Raw genomic sequence first — 15,979 nt, 5'->3', positions numbered from 1 at the left:
ATGAAAAAACTAACCATCCTTCTTCTATTAATCATTTGTTTCTCATGCTCAGAAGAAAAGCAAAACGTCGATTCTATCATCATTAATGCGAACGTGTATACTGTCGATAACGATTTTAGTAAAGCCGAATCCTTTGCTGTTAAAGCCGGGAAATTCGTTGATGTTGGTACTTCAAGTGATATACAATCTAAATACACTTCAGCAGATGTAATTGACCTTCAGGGTAAAACAGTTGTCCCAGGTTTTATTGATGCACATTGTCACTTTTTAGGATTAGGTCTAGACCAACAAGATGTTGACTTAGTTGGAACGAAAAGTTTTGAAGACGTCGTAAAGCGTGTTTTAGATTTTCAAAATGAAAAACAACAAGACTATATTGTAGGAAGAGGTTGGGATCAAAACGATTGGGAAGAGAAAGCGTTTCCCAATAAAACATTGCTAGATAAATTATTTCCTAAGACACCTGTTGCTTTAACTCGTATCGATGGTCATGCTACGTTATGTAATCAAGCCGCTTTAGATCTTGGAGGTATCACTATTAATACCAAAGTTGATGGAGGAGAAGTCGTGATTGAAAATGGAGAACTTACGGGAGTTTTAGTTGATAATGCAGTAGATTCGGTGTGGAAACATTGGCCAGCAGGATATACAAGAGAAGATGTAGTAGAAGCTTTATTAGTTGCGCAAGACCTCTGTTTTGATTTAGGTTTAACAACCGTTGATGATGCTGGACTAGATCAGTATGCAATTGAAATTATAGATAGTTTACATAAGACTGGAGATTTAAAAATGCGCGTGTATGCAATGGCTTCTGGAACTGAACAAAATGTTGATTATTACTTAAACAAAGGTGTTATTAAAACCGACAGATTAAATGTGCGTTCATTTAAATTTTATGCAGATGGTGCGTTGGGCTCAAGAGGAGCAATGTTACGAGCACCTTATAGCGATAAACCAGACCATTTCGGATTGCTGGTGACCGACTTAGAAACGTTTAATAAAAATGCAGAGCGCATTGCCAATTCAGAGTATCAAATGAATACCCATGCTATTGGTGATTCTGCTAATCATACGGTTTTACAAACTTACAATAAAGTACTCGAAGGAAAACCAAATCGACGCTGGCGAGTAGAGCATGCACAAGTAGTTTCTCAGGAAGATTTTGAGTTGTATAAAAACGTCATGCCATCCATTCAGCCAACACATGCAACAAGTGATATGTATTGGGCTGAAGATCGATTAGGAAGTGAACGCATCAAAGGCGCTTACGCATTTAAAGATTTATTAAATGCCTACGGAAAAGTGGCTTTAGGAACCGATTTTCCTGTAGAACGTGTGAGTCCGTTTTTAACCTTTTATGCTGCCGTAGCTAGACAAGATTTAGAACAATATCCTGAAGGTGGATTCCAGAAAGAAAACGGGTTGACTAGAGAAGAAACCTTAAAGGGAATGACCATTTGGGCAGCCTATTCAAACTTTGAAGAGAACGAAAAAGGAAGTATTGAAACTGGTAAATTTGCCGATTTTATTGTGTTAGATAAAGATATTATGACAGTCGATCAAAATGAAATCCCGAATATTAAAGTGGAAAAAACTTTTGTTGACGGAGAAAAACAGTAATTGTATGTCATTCAGAGCAAAGCGAAGAATCTTATTTTGTTTTAAATTAAAGATTCTTCAGTTGTATCTCCTTAACGATGACAAACTATTTTGATATCCTCGCCATGTAATCAAAATGTTCACCTTCCATTAGTTTCTCACATGTTAAGCCAACGCTTTTACAAGCGATTTGTAAACGTTCAAAATCTAGATATAACCATTTCATTGGGTCTTCATCCTCACCTTTATAACTCAAGAAATAATCCAGTTCACCATAATAATTGGCATTCGTATCAATCCAGAGTCCGCCATCTTCATCTTCGTACATGTATTGAATATCAGAAGAGTCCATTAAAATTTGTCCATTAGGTTTTAACAAAGTTTTCAAATGGTTTAAATACGTAGAAACCAGAGATAGTTCCTGAAAGATTCCAGTACCATTCATCAAAAGGAGAATGGTATCGAAGGTTTCCGTTTCATCTAAAAGCGCTTTTAATTCTACATGATGAACCCCTCTTTTTTTACATACTTCAACGGCGCCTTCAGAAATATCGATAGCTTTGACGTTAAAATCTTGCTTTTGCAGATATAAACTATGGCTTCCTGACCCACAACCGACATCTAAAATATTTCCTTTGGCTAACTGTAAGGCTTTTTGTTCCAACTTAGGCATTTCCGAATAAGATCGAAACAAATAGGGAAGTGGTAGTACATCATCATCTGAAATATTTGTCGAGGTGATGAGGTCTTCGGTATAATTATTGTTGTGATAATCGCGTAAAGCTTTTCCGAATATATCTTTCATATAGGGTCTTTCCGAAGGTAATTCAGAATCTGTTTAATTTTGTTAATTGTATTGCCACCAATGTAATTTGAAAGGCAAGTTCAGTATTTTTGTATTATGCAAGACTTTATAAATAATCTGCCCAAGCTCGCCAAAGATAGGCATAAGGAAAATAAAACCTTCTTTGTTAAGCTCAAAAAAAAGCCACCTAAGCAGTTAGATTATATAATGCAAGACCTTCATGAAGCCGAATTTGAACGAACCGACTGTTTAGATTGTGCAAACTGCTGTAAAACTACTGGTCCATTGTTTACAGCAAAGGATATCGATCGTATTGCGAAACACTTTAAAATGAAACAGCAGCAATTTATCGATACCTATTTAAGATTAGATGAAGAGAATGATTATGTATTGCAATCTGTGCCTTGTGAATTTTTAGGTGCTGATAATTACTGCTCAATTTACGAAGTGCGACCAAAAGCATGTCGCGAATTTCCGCATACAGATCGCAAAAAGTTTCAGCAAATATCAAACTTAACATTAAAAAACACCGCTATTTGCCCAGCAGCTTACAATATTGTTGAAGCTATGAAACAACGGATTAAACTTTAATATCAAAAGCCTATGAAAAAAGTTGTACTTTCAGTTCTGCTCGTTTTTAATACGTTGTTTGTATGCCAATCTCAAGAGTGGATGACATCTTTAGAGGTTGCCAAAAGCCTTGCTTTCGTTCAAGATAAATTACTTTTCGTTATATGGGAAGATGTGTCTTATGGTCAATACCCTGTGTTAATTACTGATGACAAAGGCGTCGCTTATGTAGATGATTTGTTCAGCAATGAAAGTTTGAATGAGGTTATCTGGAAACATTTTGTACCAGTAATTATTAGCGAAACCAATTATGAAACCCTGTATAAGGATATAAAAGGAAAACGAAATCAGCTGTATATTGATAAGTTCAATGATGATTCTATTAAAATAATGGACATTAATGGAACTATTATTAACACGTCATTTACGTATTATGACTATTTAGATATTGGAAAATTCATTTCTAAATATGCATTAAATACTGCATTTTTAAAAGCAGAATTGACCAATTATAAAACGCAAAAAGATTGGAATACAGCATATCGCTTGGCATCAAAATATATTGATTTTGCGGTGTTGGTAAATGATCAGGTTAGACCAGAAATCATTAAAATTTCTAATTATTATTTAAAAGAGGCGGAAACTTTAGCTTCAGCTGAAACTTCAACGGTTTTAAACCGAAAAATACAACTTCAAAAAATTTATCAAGACTTGGTGTTAGGGAAGGCAAAAAAGGTATTGCGTCAGTTAAGACGAATTGATGATTCTGCAGGTGATGCTTCAGATGAATCCTTCGAAGCCTTCTTATATTTTACTTCTTATCTGCTTCTAAAAGATGAAACTAACGCAAGTTCATGGAGAAGTAAAGTTTCTTTAGTAAATTTGAAGATGACTAATTTAATAGTTAAGAATAATTACTAAACAGTTTGGAAACTCTCATTACATACTTCGAAACCATTCCATCACTTCATAGAAGTTTGATTTTAGTAGGTGGATTAACTTTTTTCTGGTTACTCGAAGGCTCCTTACCATTAGTTAATTTTAAATATAAAAAATGGAAACATGCGCTACCTAATATCTTTTTTACATTAACAACAGTTGTAATAAATTTTGGATTAGCATTTTTGTTACTTGCAACAGCTCGGTGGGTAACTAAACATGAGTTTGGCATTATTAATTGGATACCAAACCTTCCACTTTGGGCTTATATATTGCTTGGCGTTTTATTTTTAGACTTTATTGGTGCTTATCTTGCACATTATGTGGAGCATAAAGTAAAACCCTTATGGATGGTGCATTTGGTGCATCATACAGATCATCATGTCGATACCACTACAGCAAACAGACATCATCCACTTGAGAGTATAATCAGATTTGCATTTACACTCGCAGGTGTTTTTATCGTTGGGACTCCTATCGCTATTGTATTTTTATATCAGTCGTTGTCATTAATAGCGACTCAGTTTAGTCATGCTAATATCAAATTGCCTAAACGAGTTGATGATGTAATGAGTTATGTAATAGTATCTCCAAACATGCATAAAGTGCATCATCACTATATGTTACCTTACACAGATAGTAACTACGGAAATATTTTTTCAATTTGGGACCGAATCTTTGGTACGTATATGACACTGGACCCAAATTTAATCGTTTATGGTGTAGATACCTTTCCAAATGAAGAAGCTAACGGAAAAATAGGAACACTTCTAAAACAACCATTTCACAAATACAGAAAACCAACAACTTTAAATTCTTCTGAATAGTATAACGTTGTTTTATTTTCGATTAAGTGCTCATTTTAAGGGATTTACGACCTTCGGATTTGTTTGTAAATTCCATAAAATCATGTAGTTCATCGCTTTTTTTTATCATTTTTTTTCATTCATCGACTCTTTATTGGTATTTAACTAACTTCTTATCGTTGGTACTTTTCTACACATACATTTGAGTATAATTACATGCAATCCCTTAGTTGAGAAAAACCCTCATTGAGAGATTGGTTTTAGTTTTTAGTTAACCTTTAAATGACCCCAATCATGAACAAGATTACTACAATTGGCATGCCAATTCACGGCCTTATTGGTCTCGTATTATTTGCATTGTTTTTTAATAGTAGCGCGTCTGCACAAGAGACCTATACTACGATTAGGAAAAATGTTAATCCATTAGCTTATAATTTAAGTCATGACTTATCTAATACTCAGGACTCACTGCTTTTAGAAAACAAATTTCTATTTAAAAGAGTTCGTTTTATAAGTGATCAAGCTGAAAAAGTATTTGATTTCAAACCCGCTGTAAAGCGTGCAAAGATACCATTAGACGAACTTCCTCTTGGAAGTTATACAGTCATGTTTTATCAAGCAGACAAAATTATTGTTTTTCAAATTGATAGGCTATTACCATTTGATCCTTTAGCAGGCATAGAATCAGACGCTGTAGCTATGAATGATTCTGAAATTGAATCAGAAGATATCGCTCTCGATGACTCAGAATCCTTTATAAATGATGTAAGTGATATAGATGGTGTTGGACTAGATTATGAAACAACAAATTTAAATGTGGCCACAAAAGGTGCTGACTTAGATCTTGAAAGTGAAATGGAGCATTTTACGAAAGCGTATAATATTTCTGATCCAGATAGAGATAACATACAAACTCGTGCAGATTATAGAAGAAACAATTTGAGACCAAATGGTAAACCATACAATGACTAAAATTAGAGTCTGTAATTTGTAGGAAAACATCCATACTTCGGTTTTATTTGCCTTTCGTGGGATTTTTTGTGCTAAAACATTAAAAGAACTTTAGTTTTAAGGTTCGGGATTATAATTAAGCTATTAGTTCATTAACGTTGACGTTAACAGCGTTTGTATATGAAAACAGTTTATGTTATAGTCTTTTTTGTTTTAGTAACTTTTCCTTTTTACAGCCTTCAGGCTCAAAATCATTTTGCAGTTTTAGAAAAAAATGTCAATATCAGAGCCAAAGGTTTGACTCATAAACTCAATGCAACCAAAGACACGCTCTTGCTTGAAAGCAAAACTATTATCAATAAAGTGTATGCGGTTAATATGAATTATAAACGGGAAGTTGACCTTAATGTAAGGGAAACCTCTGTAAAAATTCCTTTAAAAAAATTAAGTAAAGGAAAACACGTTTTTGTTGCAGTACAATCTCCAGTGCGAATAGTATTTGTCGTTAAAATTTTAAGAGACGATTCCGTTTTATTGGCAATGGAAGAGGATAAGCTCGTATCAAAGAATGACTAAATAACGCATTAGTCGTAAATCAAATATTGACTTCGGGTGAGTTTAAATTCTGAAAGTCCATCCATCCAGGATTTTCTAATATCTTCTTCAGATAAACCTGCTTCAATTTGTTGTTGCAATTGCGTTGTTCCAGCTAATGTGGTAAAGAAATCATTAAAAAACTCTTGTTTGCCCACCGAATTGTTATAAGCCCTAATTACGTAATCCAAATTCAGTCTATCAAGAGGCTTTGTATCTCTAAGATCTTCGCCATAACAGATTTCGCCTTTATGTTTTGGATATTTTGCACCTTCATTTGGTTGTGGAATAAACTTGAACGTATAATCGTCTTTATCTAAAAACGGACTTCCATACACTTGAAACTGACCAGTAGTACCTCGACCTGCACTAACGTTTGTGCCTTCAAAAAAACACAAACTAGGATACAAATTAATAGCGACATCATTTGGTAAATTAGGAGATGGCTTAATAGGTAAACTGTAAGGTGTTTTATGATTGTAATTTTCGACGGGAATAACAGTTAACTCACATTGAATACCATTTTCAAGCCAGCGTTCTCCATTAATCATTTTTGCATATTCACCAATAGTCATTCCGTGAACCACAGGAATAGGATGCATGCCTACAAAACTTTTATGTTTCATTTCTAAAACTGGTCCGTCAATATAATGACCGTTTGGATTTGGTCTGTCTAAAACAATTACAGGAATGTTTGCTTCTGCACAAGCTTCCATCACATAATGCAAAGAAGAAATGTAGGTGTAAAAACGAGCACCAACATCCTGAATATCAAAAATAACGAGGTCTAATCCTGATAATTGTTCAGATGAGGGCTTTTTGTTTTTTCCGTAAAGCGATACAATTGGGAGTTTGGTTTTAGTGTCAATGCCATCTTTTACTAGTTCGCCAGCATCTGCAGTACCTCGAAAACCATGCTCAGGCGCAAAAACTTTTTTGACATCTATATTGAGAGCTACTAATGAATCAACTAAATGTGAGTAATTATTATGAGTAGTTTTAAAAATAACACTGGTTTGATTCGCAACAATTCCAACGCGTTTCCCATCCAGTAAAGGTAAATAGTCCTCTAATTGATTAGCACCAACAATAATATGATCATCTGCTTTTGTGATATTCTCATCCTGAACTTGATTTGTATTGTCAGCATTTAGAGCTGAATCTTGCTTCGTTTTATTTCCACAGGAAATCAGCACCAAAACAAGTACAATAATTATTGGGAAAACCCTATTTTTGAACATCGATAAACGCATATTTAAATTTTGAATTACGAGTTTTTTATAGCTAAACGCATTATTGGTAGTAAAGCGTATAAAAGTAGTGTTTCGGCTCCAATAATAAAAATTGGAATCACTGCTATTTCTATAGGTATTATCGTTATGCTTATTGCTATTGCTACAGGTTTAGGACTTCAAAAAAAAGTGCGTGAAAAAGTAGTTGCTTTTAACGGACATTTAACTATCAATAATTACGATAGTAATAACTCTAATGAGTCGGTGTTTCCCGTATCGACCGAACAGGAATTTTATCCTATATTCAAATCTGTTGAAGGTGTTGCACATATTCAGGCTGTTGCTACTAAATTTGGAGTCATTAGAACAGAAACCGATTTTGAAGGCACTGTTTTAAAAGGTGTCGGTAATGACTACGATTGGTCATATCTCAAAGCATTTTTAGTTGACGGAAGATTACCAGACTATACAGGTGATTTAAATAATGAGGTTCTGATTTCAACGTATCTCGCAAACCGATTAAATTTTAAAGTTGGAGATAGCTTTCAAATGGTGTTTGCAAAGGACAATATCGATGACATTCCTTTTATTAGGCAATTTCACATTGTTGGGTTTTTTAATTCCGGATTTCAGGATATTGATAAAACCTTCATGATTGGAGATCTTCGCCATGTGCAACGTTTAAATAAATGGGACAGTAATCAGGTTGGTAATTTTGAAGTGTTTATTGATGATTTCAGTCAGCTCAAAGCAATGGATACCAAGATTAGAGCAGCAACGCCTTCAAATACAAATACACAAACCATTGAAGAAAAATATTATACCACTTTCGAATGGATTAAAATTTTCGACAATAACACCTATGGTATCATCGCGATTATGATTATCGTTGCCGGAATCAATATGATTACAGCACTTCTGGTTTTAATTTTAGAACGTACGCAAATGATTGGAATCCTTAAAGCACTAGGAAGTTCGAACTGGAGCATCAGAAAAGTATTCCTTTACAATGCAACCTATTTAATCTGTTTAGGTTTATTCTGGGGAAATCTCATCGGCTTGATGTTACTTTTCATTCAAAAGCAATTCAGCGTGCTCAAATTTCCCGATCCAGAACAATATTACGTGTCCATTATTCCGGTTCACATTGGCTTAGATTACATTATTTTATTAAACATAGGTACCTTTATAGCCTGTTTTTTAATGTTGATGATTCCGTCTATTATCATCACAAAAATTTCTCCTGTTAAGGCCATCAGGTTCGAATAATTTGGGCGTTCCCTTAACAGGTCGCGCTTTCCGCTATATCTTTTTGTAGTTTCATCTTGTGAAGAAAGTCAAAAGTTTCTAGTCAAAACAAAAAGGATGCCGCTTCAATCCCTAACGCAACTTTAAACAAAACATCAAGATTTTTGTAACTAAAGCATCTTCAGTTTTGATTTTTTTGTTTCGTTTTTTATCGCGAAAAAAATGAATATCAATGTATTTAGCTAGATGTAATTTGTATGTAATTAAAAAATTCGTGTATTCAATCCAAAAACTTAAATTTGCATCGCAAAACAAAATTTATGGATTACGCAGAAAATATATTAGAAACCATTGGTAATACACCTTTAGTTAAGTTAAATAAGCTCACAGCCGAATTACCATGTTTGGTACTGTCAAAATACGAAACTTTTAATCCTGGTAACTCAGTTAAAGATCGAATGGCTTTAAAAATGATTGAAGATGCTGAAGCCGATGGTCGTTTAAAGCCAGGAGGAACTATTATTGAAGGAACTTCAGGTAATACAGGAATGGGATTAGCATTGGCAGCCATTGTAAAAGGTTACAAATGTATTTTTGTGATTAGCGATAAGCAATCTAAAGAAAAAATGGACATACTTCGTGCTGTTGGCGCTGAGGTTGTGGTTTGTCCTACAGATGTTGAACCAGACGATCCTCGTAGTTATTATTCAGTGTCAAAACGCTTAGGAGAAGAAACACCTAACTCATGGTATGTAAATCAATATGATAATCCGAGTAATGCAAAAGCACATTACGAAAGTACTGGTCCTGAAATCTGGAAACAAACCGATGGGAAAATAACGCACTTTGTCGTTGGTGTAGGAACTGGAGGAACAATTTCAGGTGTTGGTAAATATTTAAAAGAGCAAAATCCGAATGTGAAAGTTTGGGGAATTGATACTTACGGAAGTGTCTTCAAAAAATACCACGAAACAGGAGTTTTTGACGAAAAGGAAATTTACCCTTACGTCACAGAAGGAATCGGAGAAGATATTCTTCCAGAAAACGTAGATTTTTCTATCATTGACGGATTTACAAAAGTAACCGATAAAGATGCTGCTGTTTATACGCAATTGCTGGCAAAAGAAGAAGGGATGTTCTTAGGGAATTCAGCTGGAGCAGCTATTAAAGGTGTCTTGCAACTTAAAGAGCATTTTACAAAGGATGATGTAGTTGTCGTGTTGTTTCACGATCATGGTAGTCGTTATGTTGGGAAAATGTTCAACAACGAATGGATGAAAAAAATGGGTTACATTGATTAACCGTAAGCCGACCAAACTTAATAACCACCTGAAGGAAGCTTCAGGTGGTTTTATTTTAATTCGATACTATCAATAATTAACTTAAAGTTTTGTGGTTTTTTATTGCCTATTAAAAACGCAATTTCAGATATGTAGTCGCCTTCAAAATTAGGCTGTGTTAATTTTCGACCTCGAAAACCTGGATACATGTCTAAAAAAGGAATCTCAATAGTCATCCACTTATCGCTGGTTTCAAACTCATAAATATAAGAAGCACTATCGCCAGGATTCTTTTTTATTCGAAACTGATAGGTTTTGCCATCACCTTTGATTCGTAGTTTTATTTTAGAGTAGTCACTAACATCTTTGGTTTCAAATTGATAACGTACGGAAGAAAAGCCACCATTATTTTCAAGGGAAACGTTGCCATAAAATTGACCATGACCAGTTTCGTTAATTTTAAATTGTCCTTGAGATTGTCCTCCCATGACAACATCATCCAAAATATACCAATCAGAAGCATTATTTTTAAATGAAAAATCGTACAGTATCATATTGCTAAGTGTTATAAGTGTAATTAATAATGTAATACTCATATTTTTCTTTTAAAATACAAAGGTGCTTTTAATTTAGGTCCAAAATTTTCGTTAAACCTTGTTGCTTTCCTGTATTTTATTATTTTTATAGTATGAGAGAAAATTTTCTACATTACGTATGGACGTATAAAAAGTTTGATGTTCTCAATCTTAAAACAACTCAGCACGAGGTATTAGAGTTAATTTCTGTTGGTCATCATAACCATAATTCTGGACCAGATTTTTTTAATGCCAAGCTTAAAATTGGTGAACAACTTTGGGCAGGAAATGTAGAAATTCATATCAAATCCAGTGATTGGTTTGCACATCGTCATGAACAGGATCCAGCTTATGATAATGTGATTTTACATGTCGTTTATGAACATGATACATATATCTTTAGAAAGGATAATTCGACCATTCCAACTTTAGAATTAAAAGAAGTGATTCATCCTAATGTTTTTCAAAATTATCAGAAACTCTTTACTAACAGCACTAAATGGATTAATTGCGAATCTGATTTTGCTCAAACTGAAGATTTTATTTTAGACCATTGGCTCGAACGTTTGTATATTGAACGCTTAGAGCGAAAATCAAAAATAATTGAAGATCTACTTAAAGCTTCAAAACATGATTGGGAAGCAGTTTTGTTCAAAATGCTGACAAAAAATTTCGGACTTAAAGTCAATGCTGAGGCTTTTTTTAGTTTAGCCACTATGACAGATTATTCTGCTGTTAGAAAATCACAATCGAAACTCTTATCACTGGAAGCCTTGTTTTTCGGTCAAGCAGGATTATTAGATAGAGATGTTGAGGATGATTATTTTCGGCAACTAAAAGAAAACTATGCATTTTTAAAGCAAAAATTTCAATTAGATAATACATATGTCGTACCGTTGCAATTTTTTAGATTGCGTCCACTTAATTTTCCAACAATACGTTTATCTCAATTAGCCTCATTGTATCATCAACAGCGGCATTTATTTTCTAAATTAATGTTGAGTGAAACTTTAGAAGATTTTTATAAGCTCTTTAAAGTTTCAGCATCTGAATATTGGAATTCGCATTATACCTTTCAAAAAAAATCAAAAACCAGTGAAAAGGCAGTCACTAAAGCATTTATAGATTTACTCTTGATTAATACGGTAATTCCGATTAAATTCTGTTATGCCAAACGCAAAGGAGAAACTATTAATGAGCAACTTATAGCGCTTATTAGAACTATCAATTCTGAAAAAAATACGGTTGTAAGAGGTTTTAATGCGTTAAAAAGTATATCGAGATCTGCTTTGGAGTCTCAGGCACTTTTGCAATTAAAAACAGACTATTGCAATGAACATCGATGTTTAAAATGTGCTATTGGAAATTCAATTTTAAACAAATAAACTTTTAATCTTTTAAACTAAAGACTAAATTGCAATAAAAAATGAGTCTGTTATAACTATAAAGAAATGAAATTGTTCTATCAAATGCTGTATTATTTTCAAAAACGAGGTTATTACGTATGTCAGCGTATAGCAGATCGTTTAGGAATTAGAGCTAAAGTTGTGAGAACCTCATTTATGTATCTCACCTTTGTGACACTCGGTTTCGGCTTTGCCTTGTACTTGTTCTTTGCGTTTTGGATCAGAATAAAAGATATTATTTATACCAAACGATCTTCAGTATTTGATTTGTAACCTATGAATCCATTAATAAAGTTTTTTAGAACTAAAATTTATACAGCAGTATTTTTACTGACCTTGCTATTGGCGATTGGTGTTATCGGATTTAAAATCATGTCAAATTATTCGTGGGTTGACTCTGTGTACATGACAGTAATTACAATAACGACTGTTGGTTTTGGAGAAGTTCAACCACTAGATGATCATGCAAAGATCTTTACCATTTTTTTAATTTTAGCAAGCGTTATCATTTTAGGTTATGCCATTACAGTAATAACAGAATACATATTAAGCAAAAATGATTTAGAAGAATTAAAACAAAAAGAGATGCAAAAGAAAATTGACAGTTTCAATAATCATATTATTATTTGTGGATTTGGACGTAATGGAAAACAGGCAGCAAAAAAACTAATTGCTTATAATAAGCCTTTTGTAATAGTAGAAAAAGATAAAGAGGTTATTGAGAAATATCAAGAAGATGATCTTCCTTTTGTGTTTGGTAATGCAAATGAAGATGATACTTTGATAAAAGCCGGAATTGAACGTGCCAGCACTCTTATTTCAGCATTACCTAACGATGCAGATAATTTGTTTGTGGTATTATCTGCAAGACAAATTAATAAACACATGAGTATCATTAGTAGAGCTTCGCAAGAAACCTCTTATGAAAAACTTAAACTGGCAGGCGCAAATAACGTCATATTGCCCGACAGAATAGGTGGAGATCACATGGCCTCTTTGGTGGTGATTCCAGATTTAGTCGAATTTATAGATAATTTAGGAATCGTTGGCGAGCGAAATATCAATATAGAAGAAGTTATTGTTGACAAATTGTATGATACAAATGAAGTTAAAACGATAAAAGATTTAGACCTCAGAAGAAAAACAGGTTGCACTGTCATAGGTTTTAAAGACGGAAAAGGCGAATATGTCGTCAATCCGGAAGCCGATACGCAATTAATTGAAGGTTCGAAGATAATTGTTTTGGGGCGTCCAGAACAAATTCGAAAGTTGAATTCCTTGTATGATATCAAATAGATTACATTTCATTTTAACAAAGGATGCTTTATAAAATCAATTTTTTTTAGCATCTTGTAAGCTTTATAAAAACTAACTAATTTAAATAATTCACAATATGAAGAAATTTCTTCTTTCATTTTTTGCAACCATAGTTCCGTTATTAACATTCGCACAAGAAACTACGTCAGAAAAAATAGATGCAGTGTTTACAAAATACACAGGATGGTTTGTTGAAGCGATTTTTTATGAAATTCCATTTTCTGAATACTATAGAATTCCATGGGTACTCATAGTCTTAGTAGGTGGTGCACTATTTTTTACCATATATTTTAAATTTATAAATTTTACTGGATTTAGAACTGCAATTAGAGTTGTTAGAGGTCAATATGAAGATATCGAAAAACATGGAGCTGATACTTTGTATGGTGATCAAACGCCAAATGAAAGTAGCGATATTATTGAAACAATTAGGGATGAAGGTGCAGATGGTGAAGTATCGCATTTTCAAGCGCTTACCGCAGCCTTGTCTGCTACAGTAGGTTTAGGTAATATAGCTGGAGTAGCAGTGGCACTTTCTATTGGTGGACCAGGAGCTACGTTTTGGATGATTGTTGCCGGACTTTTAGGAATGGCTTCAAAATTTGCAGAGTGTACATTGGGTGTAAAATATAGAGATGTAGGTGAAGATGGGACCATTTATGGTGGTCCAATGTATTATCTAACTAAAGGCTTAAAGTCAAAAGGAATGGGAGGCTTTGGTAAAGTTTTAGCAGTCCTCTTTGCAATTTTTGTAATTGGTGGATCCTTTGGTGGAGGAAACATGTTTCAGGCGAATCAGGCAGCAGCTCAATTTGTGAAACTATTTGAATTAGAAGGTGGAAATGCTGGCTTGTATTTTGGAATCGTTATGGCCATTCTTGTCGCTATCGTAATCATTGGAGGTATAAAACGTATCGCAAAAGTAACTGAGAAAGTTGTGCCATTCATGGCTGGTATATACGTGCTTGCTGCTCTTGTTATTTTAGGTGCTAACTTTACACTTATTGACGATGCCTTTGCTTTAATATTTGAAGGCGCCTTTTCTGGTTTAGGAATTGCTGGTGGGTTAGTAGGAGTGATGATTCAAGGTATTCGTCGTGGTGCATTTTCTAATGAAGCAGGTGTTGGTTCAGCTGCCATTGCGCACTCTGCAGTGCGAACAAAATATCCTGCAAGTGAAGGTATTGTTGCTTTATTAGAACCGTTTGTTGATACTGTAGTTATTTGTACTATGACAGCTTTAGTAATTGTAATTACCAATTTTGATGGTGCATTTATGGAATATGGCGTGGAAATTACAGAAGGTGTCGAAATTACAGCTCAGGCTTTCGATTCCGTAATTCCACACTTCTCAATTATTCTAACAATCGCTGTAATTCTATTTGCATTCTCTACCATGATTTCATGGTCGTATTACGGGATGCAAGGCTGGGTTTTTCTTTTTGGAAAAGGAAAAACTTCTGATTTAGTCTATAAAATTCTTTTCTTGTTTTTTGTAGTCGTTGGCGCTTCAATAAGTTTAGGTGCAGTAATTAATTTCTCTGATGCCATGATTTTTGCAATGGTAGTTCCTAATATCATTGGAGTAATTTTATTATCTCCAATCATCAAAAAAGAATTAAACAGATATTACAAAGCTATAGCTGTTAAAGAAGATGCTATTGATGAAGGTGCAGAAGATTTAAATCAGCATTTATAAAATTAAATAAGATGAACCATTTAAAATCCCACTTCACGTTTACTAAACAACAACGAAGTGGGATTTTTGTATTATTATTACTCATACTTGTTTTACAAAGCGTGTACTTTTTTGTTGATTTTTCACCGGAAGAGATACAAATCAATCAAAATAATCTTGCAATGTTTCAGGCTGAAGTTGATTCTTTAAAACGGTTGAAGATTCAGGATAATAAGCCGAAAATCTATCCTTTTAATCCAAATTTTATAACCGATTACAAAGGTTATACCCTTGGAATGAGTTCTGAAGAAATAGATAGACTGTTAGCCTTCAGAGAACAAAACAAATGGATCAATTCTGTGAAAGATTTTCAAAGTGTTACCCAAGTTTCAGATTCGCTGCTAACGCAAATAGCTCCGCATTTTAAGTTTCCAGATTGGGTAACAAATCCTAAGCCAAAAGCAAACTATTCTTATTCAAAAACTAGTAAACCTAAAACGTATGATCAAAAGCTAAACCTCAATACCGCAACAGCTGAGCAGCTTAAAAGAGTAAATGGTATTGGCGAAAAGCTTTCAGAGCGTATTGTTACTTACAGAACTAAATTAGGCGGACAATTTATTGCAGATGTTCAGCTTCAGGATGTCTATGGTTTATCTTCTGAAGTGATTGAACGTACTCTAAATGAATTTACGGTTAAAAATGCAAAGCCAATTATTAAGTTGAAATTGAATACGGCAACTATTGAAGAATTAGTAACCATTCAACATGTGGATTATGAAATAGCCCACAACATTATTGAAGAAAGAACATTGAGAGATGGCTTCAAATCTTTCGATGAATTAACAAAAGTAAAAGACTTTCCTGTCAAAAAAATTGAGATAATTAAGTTATATTTGACCTTAGATTAAAACAAAAATTTTTAAGGCAAACATTAGAATAATCTTTTAGATTGTGAACAATCAAAATGTCTTGAATA

16 protein-coding genes are annotated in these 15,979 nt (G+C 33.8%); 13 read left to right on the top strand and 3 right to left on the bottom strand.

Annotated elements, in window-relative coordinates; translation table 11 throughout:
• The gene (locus TD18_RS09080) at window positions 1-1,620 is read left to right on the top strand and encodes an amidohydrolase (protein WP_040251482.1); all 1,620 of its coding nucleotides are present in this window, start codon (window positions 1-3) and stop codon (window positions 1,618-1,620) included.
• A gap of 85 nt (window positions 1,621-1,705) precedes the next feature.
• Here the strand turns inward: TD18_RS09080 and TD18_RS09075 are convergent, their stop codons facing one another.
• Entirely contained in the window at window positions 1,706-2,404 is a 699-nt protein-coding gene (locus tag TD18_RS09075) for a class I SAM-dependent methyltransferase (RefSeq protein ID WP_040251481.1), read from the bottom strand.
• A gap of 96 nt (window positions 2,405-2,500) precedes the next feature.
• On the opposite strand from TD18_RS09075, the gene TD18_RS09070 reads away from it, so the two are divergent.
• The 5 genes from TD18_RS09070 (at window position 2,501) to TD18_RS09050 (ending at window position 6,246) form a co-directional block, all read left to right on the top strand.
• Window positions 2,501-2,995 (top strand): YkgJ family cysteine cluster protein, encoded by a 495-nt coding sequence (locus TD18_RS09070; protein WP_040251478.1) that lies wholly within the window; start codon window positions 2,501-2,503, stop codon window positions 2,993-2,995.
• Between the two features lie 12 nt (window positions 2,996-3,007).
• Entirely contained in the window at window positions 3,008-3,895 is an 888-nt protein-coding gene (locus tag TD18_RS09065) for a hypothetical protein (protein ID WP_152611346.1), read from the top strand.
• Between the two features lie 5 nt (window positions 3,896-3,900).
• On the top strand, window positions 3,901-4,740 hold the full coding sequence (locus tag TD18_RS09060) for a sterol desaturase family protein (RefSeq protein ID WP_040251472.1): 840 nt from the start codon (window positions 3,901-3,903) through the stop codon (window positions 4,738-4,740).
• 273 nt (window positions 4,741-5,013) lie between these two features.
• Window positions 5,014-5,691, top strand: coding sequence for a hypothetical protein (locus TD18_RS09055; RefSeq protein WP_040251469.1), 678 nt, complete (start codon window positions 5,014-5,016; stop codon window positions 5,689-5,691).
• A 159-nt stretch (window positions 5,692-5,850) separates the two neighbouring features.
• Entirely contained in the window at window positions 5,851-6,246 is a 396-nt protein-coding gene (locus TD18_RS09050) for a hypothetical protein (RefSeq protein ID WP_040251466.1), read from the top strand.
• Between the two features lie 8 nt (window positions 6,247-6,254).
• On the opposite strand, the gene TD18_RS09045 is transcribed toward TD18_RS09050, so the two are convergent.
• Window positions 6,255-7,517 (bottom strand): exo-beta-N-acetylmuramidase NamZ family protein, encoded by a 1,263-nt coding sequence (locus tag TD18_RS09045; RefSeq protein ID WP_052461107.1) that lies wholly within the window; start codon window positions 7,515-7,517, stop codon window positions 6,255-6,257.
• A gap of 9 nt (window positions 7,518-7,526) precedes the next feature.
• Between TD18_RS09045 and TD18_RS09040 the strand changes: the two genes are divergently transcribed.
• Both TD18_RS09040 and TD18_RS09030 read left to right on the top strand, forming a co-directional pair.
• Window positions 7,527-8,765, top strand: a complete 1,239-nt coding sequence (locus TD18_RS09040; protein ID WP_040251460.1) for an ABC transporter permease — start codon at window positions 7,527-7,529, stop codon at window positions 8,763-8,765.
• A 299-nt stretch (window positions 8,766-9,064) separates the two neighbouring features.
• Window positions 9,065-10,045, top strand: a complete 981-nt coding sequence (locus TD18_RS09030) for a PLP-dependent cysteine synthase family protein (RefSeq protein WP_040251455.1) — start codon at window positions 9,065-9,067, stop codon at window positions 10,043-10,045.
• 50 nt (window positions 10,046-10,095) lie between these two features.
• Here the strand turns inward: TD18_RS09030 and TD18_RS09025 are convergent, their stop codons facing one another.
• Window positions 10,096-10,620: a CIA30 family protein gene (locus TD18_RS09025; protein ID WP_241480660.1), complete on the bottom strand. Its 525-nt coding sequence runs from the start codon at window positions 10,618-10,620 to the stop codon at window positions 10,096-10,098.
• 92 nt (window positions 10,621-10,712) lie between these two features.
• On the opposite strand from TD18_RS09025, the gene TD18_RS09020 reads away from it, so the two are divergent.
• The 5 genes from TD18_RS09020 (at window position 10,713) to TD18_RS09000 (ending at window position 15,911) form a co-directional block, all read left to right on the top strand.
• The gene (locus tag TD18_RS09020) at window positions 10,713-11,984 is read left to right on the top strand and encodes a DUF2851 family protein (RefSeq protein WP_040251453.1); all 1,272 of its coding nucleotides are present in this window, start codon (window positions 10,713-10,715) and stop codon (window positions 11,982-11,984) included.
• Window positions 11,985-12,050: 66 nt separating this feature from the next.
• On the top strand, window positions 12,051-12,278 hold the full coding sequence (locus tag TD18_RS09015; RefSeq protein WP_040251450.1) for a PspC domain-containing protein: 228 nt from the start codon (window positions 12,051-12,053) through the stop codon (window positions 12,276-12,278).
• Window positions 12,279-12,281: 3 nt separating this feature from the next.
• The gene (locus tag TD18_RS09010; RefSeq protein ID WP_040251446.1) at window positions 12,282-13,301 is read left to right on the top strand and encodes a potassium channel family protein; all 1,020 of its coding nucleotides are present in this window, start codon (window positions 12,282-12,284) and stop codon (window positions 13,299-13,301) included.
• 97 nt (window positions 13,302-13,398) lie between these two features.
• On the top strand, window positions 13,399-15,021 hold the full coding sequence (locus tag TD18_RS09005; RefSeq protein ID WP_040251443.1) for an alanine/glycine:cation symporter family protein: 1,623 nt from the start codon (window positions 13,399-13,401) through the stop codon (window positions 15,019-15,021).
• Between the two features lie 11 nt (window positions 15,022-15,032).
• Complete coding sequence (locus tag TD18_RS09000; protein ID WP_040251441.1) at window positions 15,033-15,911, top strand: ComEA family DNA-binding protein; 879 nt, start codon at window positions 15,033-15,035, stop codon at window positions 15,909-15,911.
• Window positions 15,912-15,979 lie beyond the last annotated feature (68 nt).

The sequence above is a fragment of the Psychroserpens mesophilus genome (assembly GCF_000826645.1).
GTDB lineage: Bacteria > Bacteroidota > Bacteroidia > Flavobacteriales > Flavobacteriaceae > Psychroserpens > Psychroserpens mesophilus.
The sequence above is the reverse complement of the archived record's forward strand: the minus strand, read 5'-3'. Positions and strand labels throughout refer to the sequence as shown.

Excerpts from the sequence above, each read along its gene's own strand:
- TD18_RS09015 (WP_040251450.1), top strand. The coding sequence starts at position 12,051 with ATGAAATTGTTCTATCAAATGCTGTATTATTTTCAAAAACGAGGTTAT.
- TD18_RS09020 (WP_040251453.1), top strand. The coding sequence starts at position 10,713 with ATGAGAGAAAATTTTCTACATTACGTATGGACGTATAAAAAGTTTGAT.
- TD18_RS09005 (WP_040251443.1), top strand. The coding sequence starts at position 13,399 with ATGAAGAAATTTCTTCTTTCATTTTTTGCAACCATAGTTCCGTTATTA.
- TD18_RS09055 (WP_040251469.1), top strand. The coding sequence starts at position 5,014 with ATGAACAAGATTACTACAATTGGCATGCCAATTCACGGCCTTATTGGT.
- TD18_RS09050 (WP_040251466.1), top strand. The coding sequence starts at position 5,851 with ATGAAAACAGTTTATGTTATAGTCTTTTTTGTTTTAGTAACTTTTCCT.
- TD18_RS09065 (WP_152611346.1), top strand. The coding sequence starts at position 3,008 with ATGAAAAAAGTTGTACTTTCAGTTCTGCTCGTTTTTAATACGTTGTTT.
- TD18_RS09080 (WP_040251482.1), top strand. The coding sequence starts at position 1 with ATGAAAAAACTAACCATCCTTCTTCTATTAATCATTTGTTTCTCATGC.
- TD18_RS09070 (WP_040251478.1), top strand. The coding sequence starts at position 2,501 with ATGCAAGACTTTATAAATAATCTGCCCAAGCTCGCCAAAGATAGGCAT.
- TD18_RS09030 (WP_040251455.1), top strand. The coding sequence starts at position 9,065 with ATGGATTACGCAGAAAATATATTAGAAACCATTGGTAATACACCTTTA.
- TD18_RS09045 (WP_052461107.1), bottom strand. The coding sequence starts at position 7,517 with ATGCGTTTATCGATGTTCAAAAATAGGGTTTTCCCAATAATTATTGTA.
- TD18_RS09075 (WP_040251481.1), bottom strand. The coding sequence starts at position 2,404 with ATGAAAGATATATTCGGAAAAGCTTTACGCGATTATCACAACAATAAT.
- TD18_RS09025 (WP_241480660.1), bottom strand. The coding sequence starts at position 10,620 with ATGAGTATTACATTATTAATTACACTTATAACACTTAGCAATATGATA.
- TD18_RS09010 (WP_040251446.1), top strand. The coding sequence starts at position 12,282 with ATGAATCCATTAATAAAGTTTTTTAGAACTAAAATTTATACAGCAGTA.
- TD18_RS09000 (WP_040251441.1), top strand. The coding sequence starts at position 15,033 with ATGAACCATTTAAAATCCCACTTCACGTTTACTAAACAACAACGAAGT.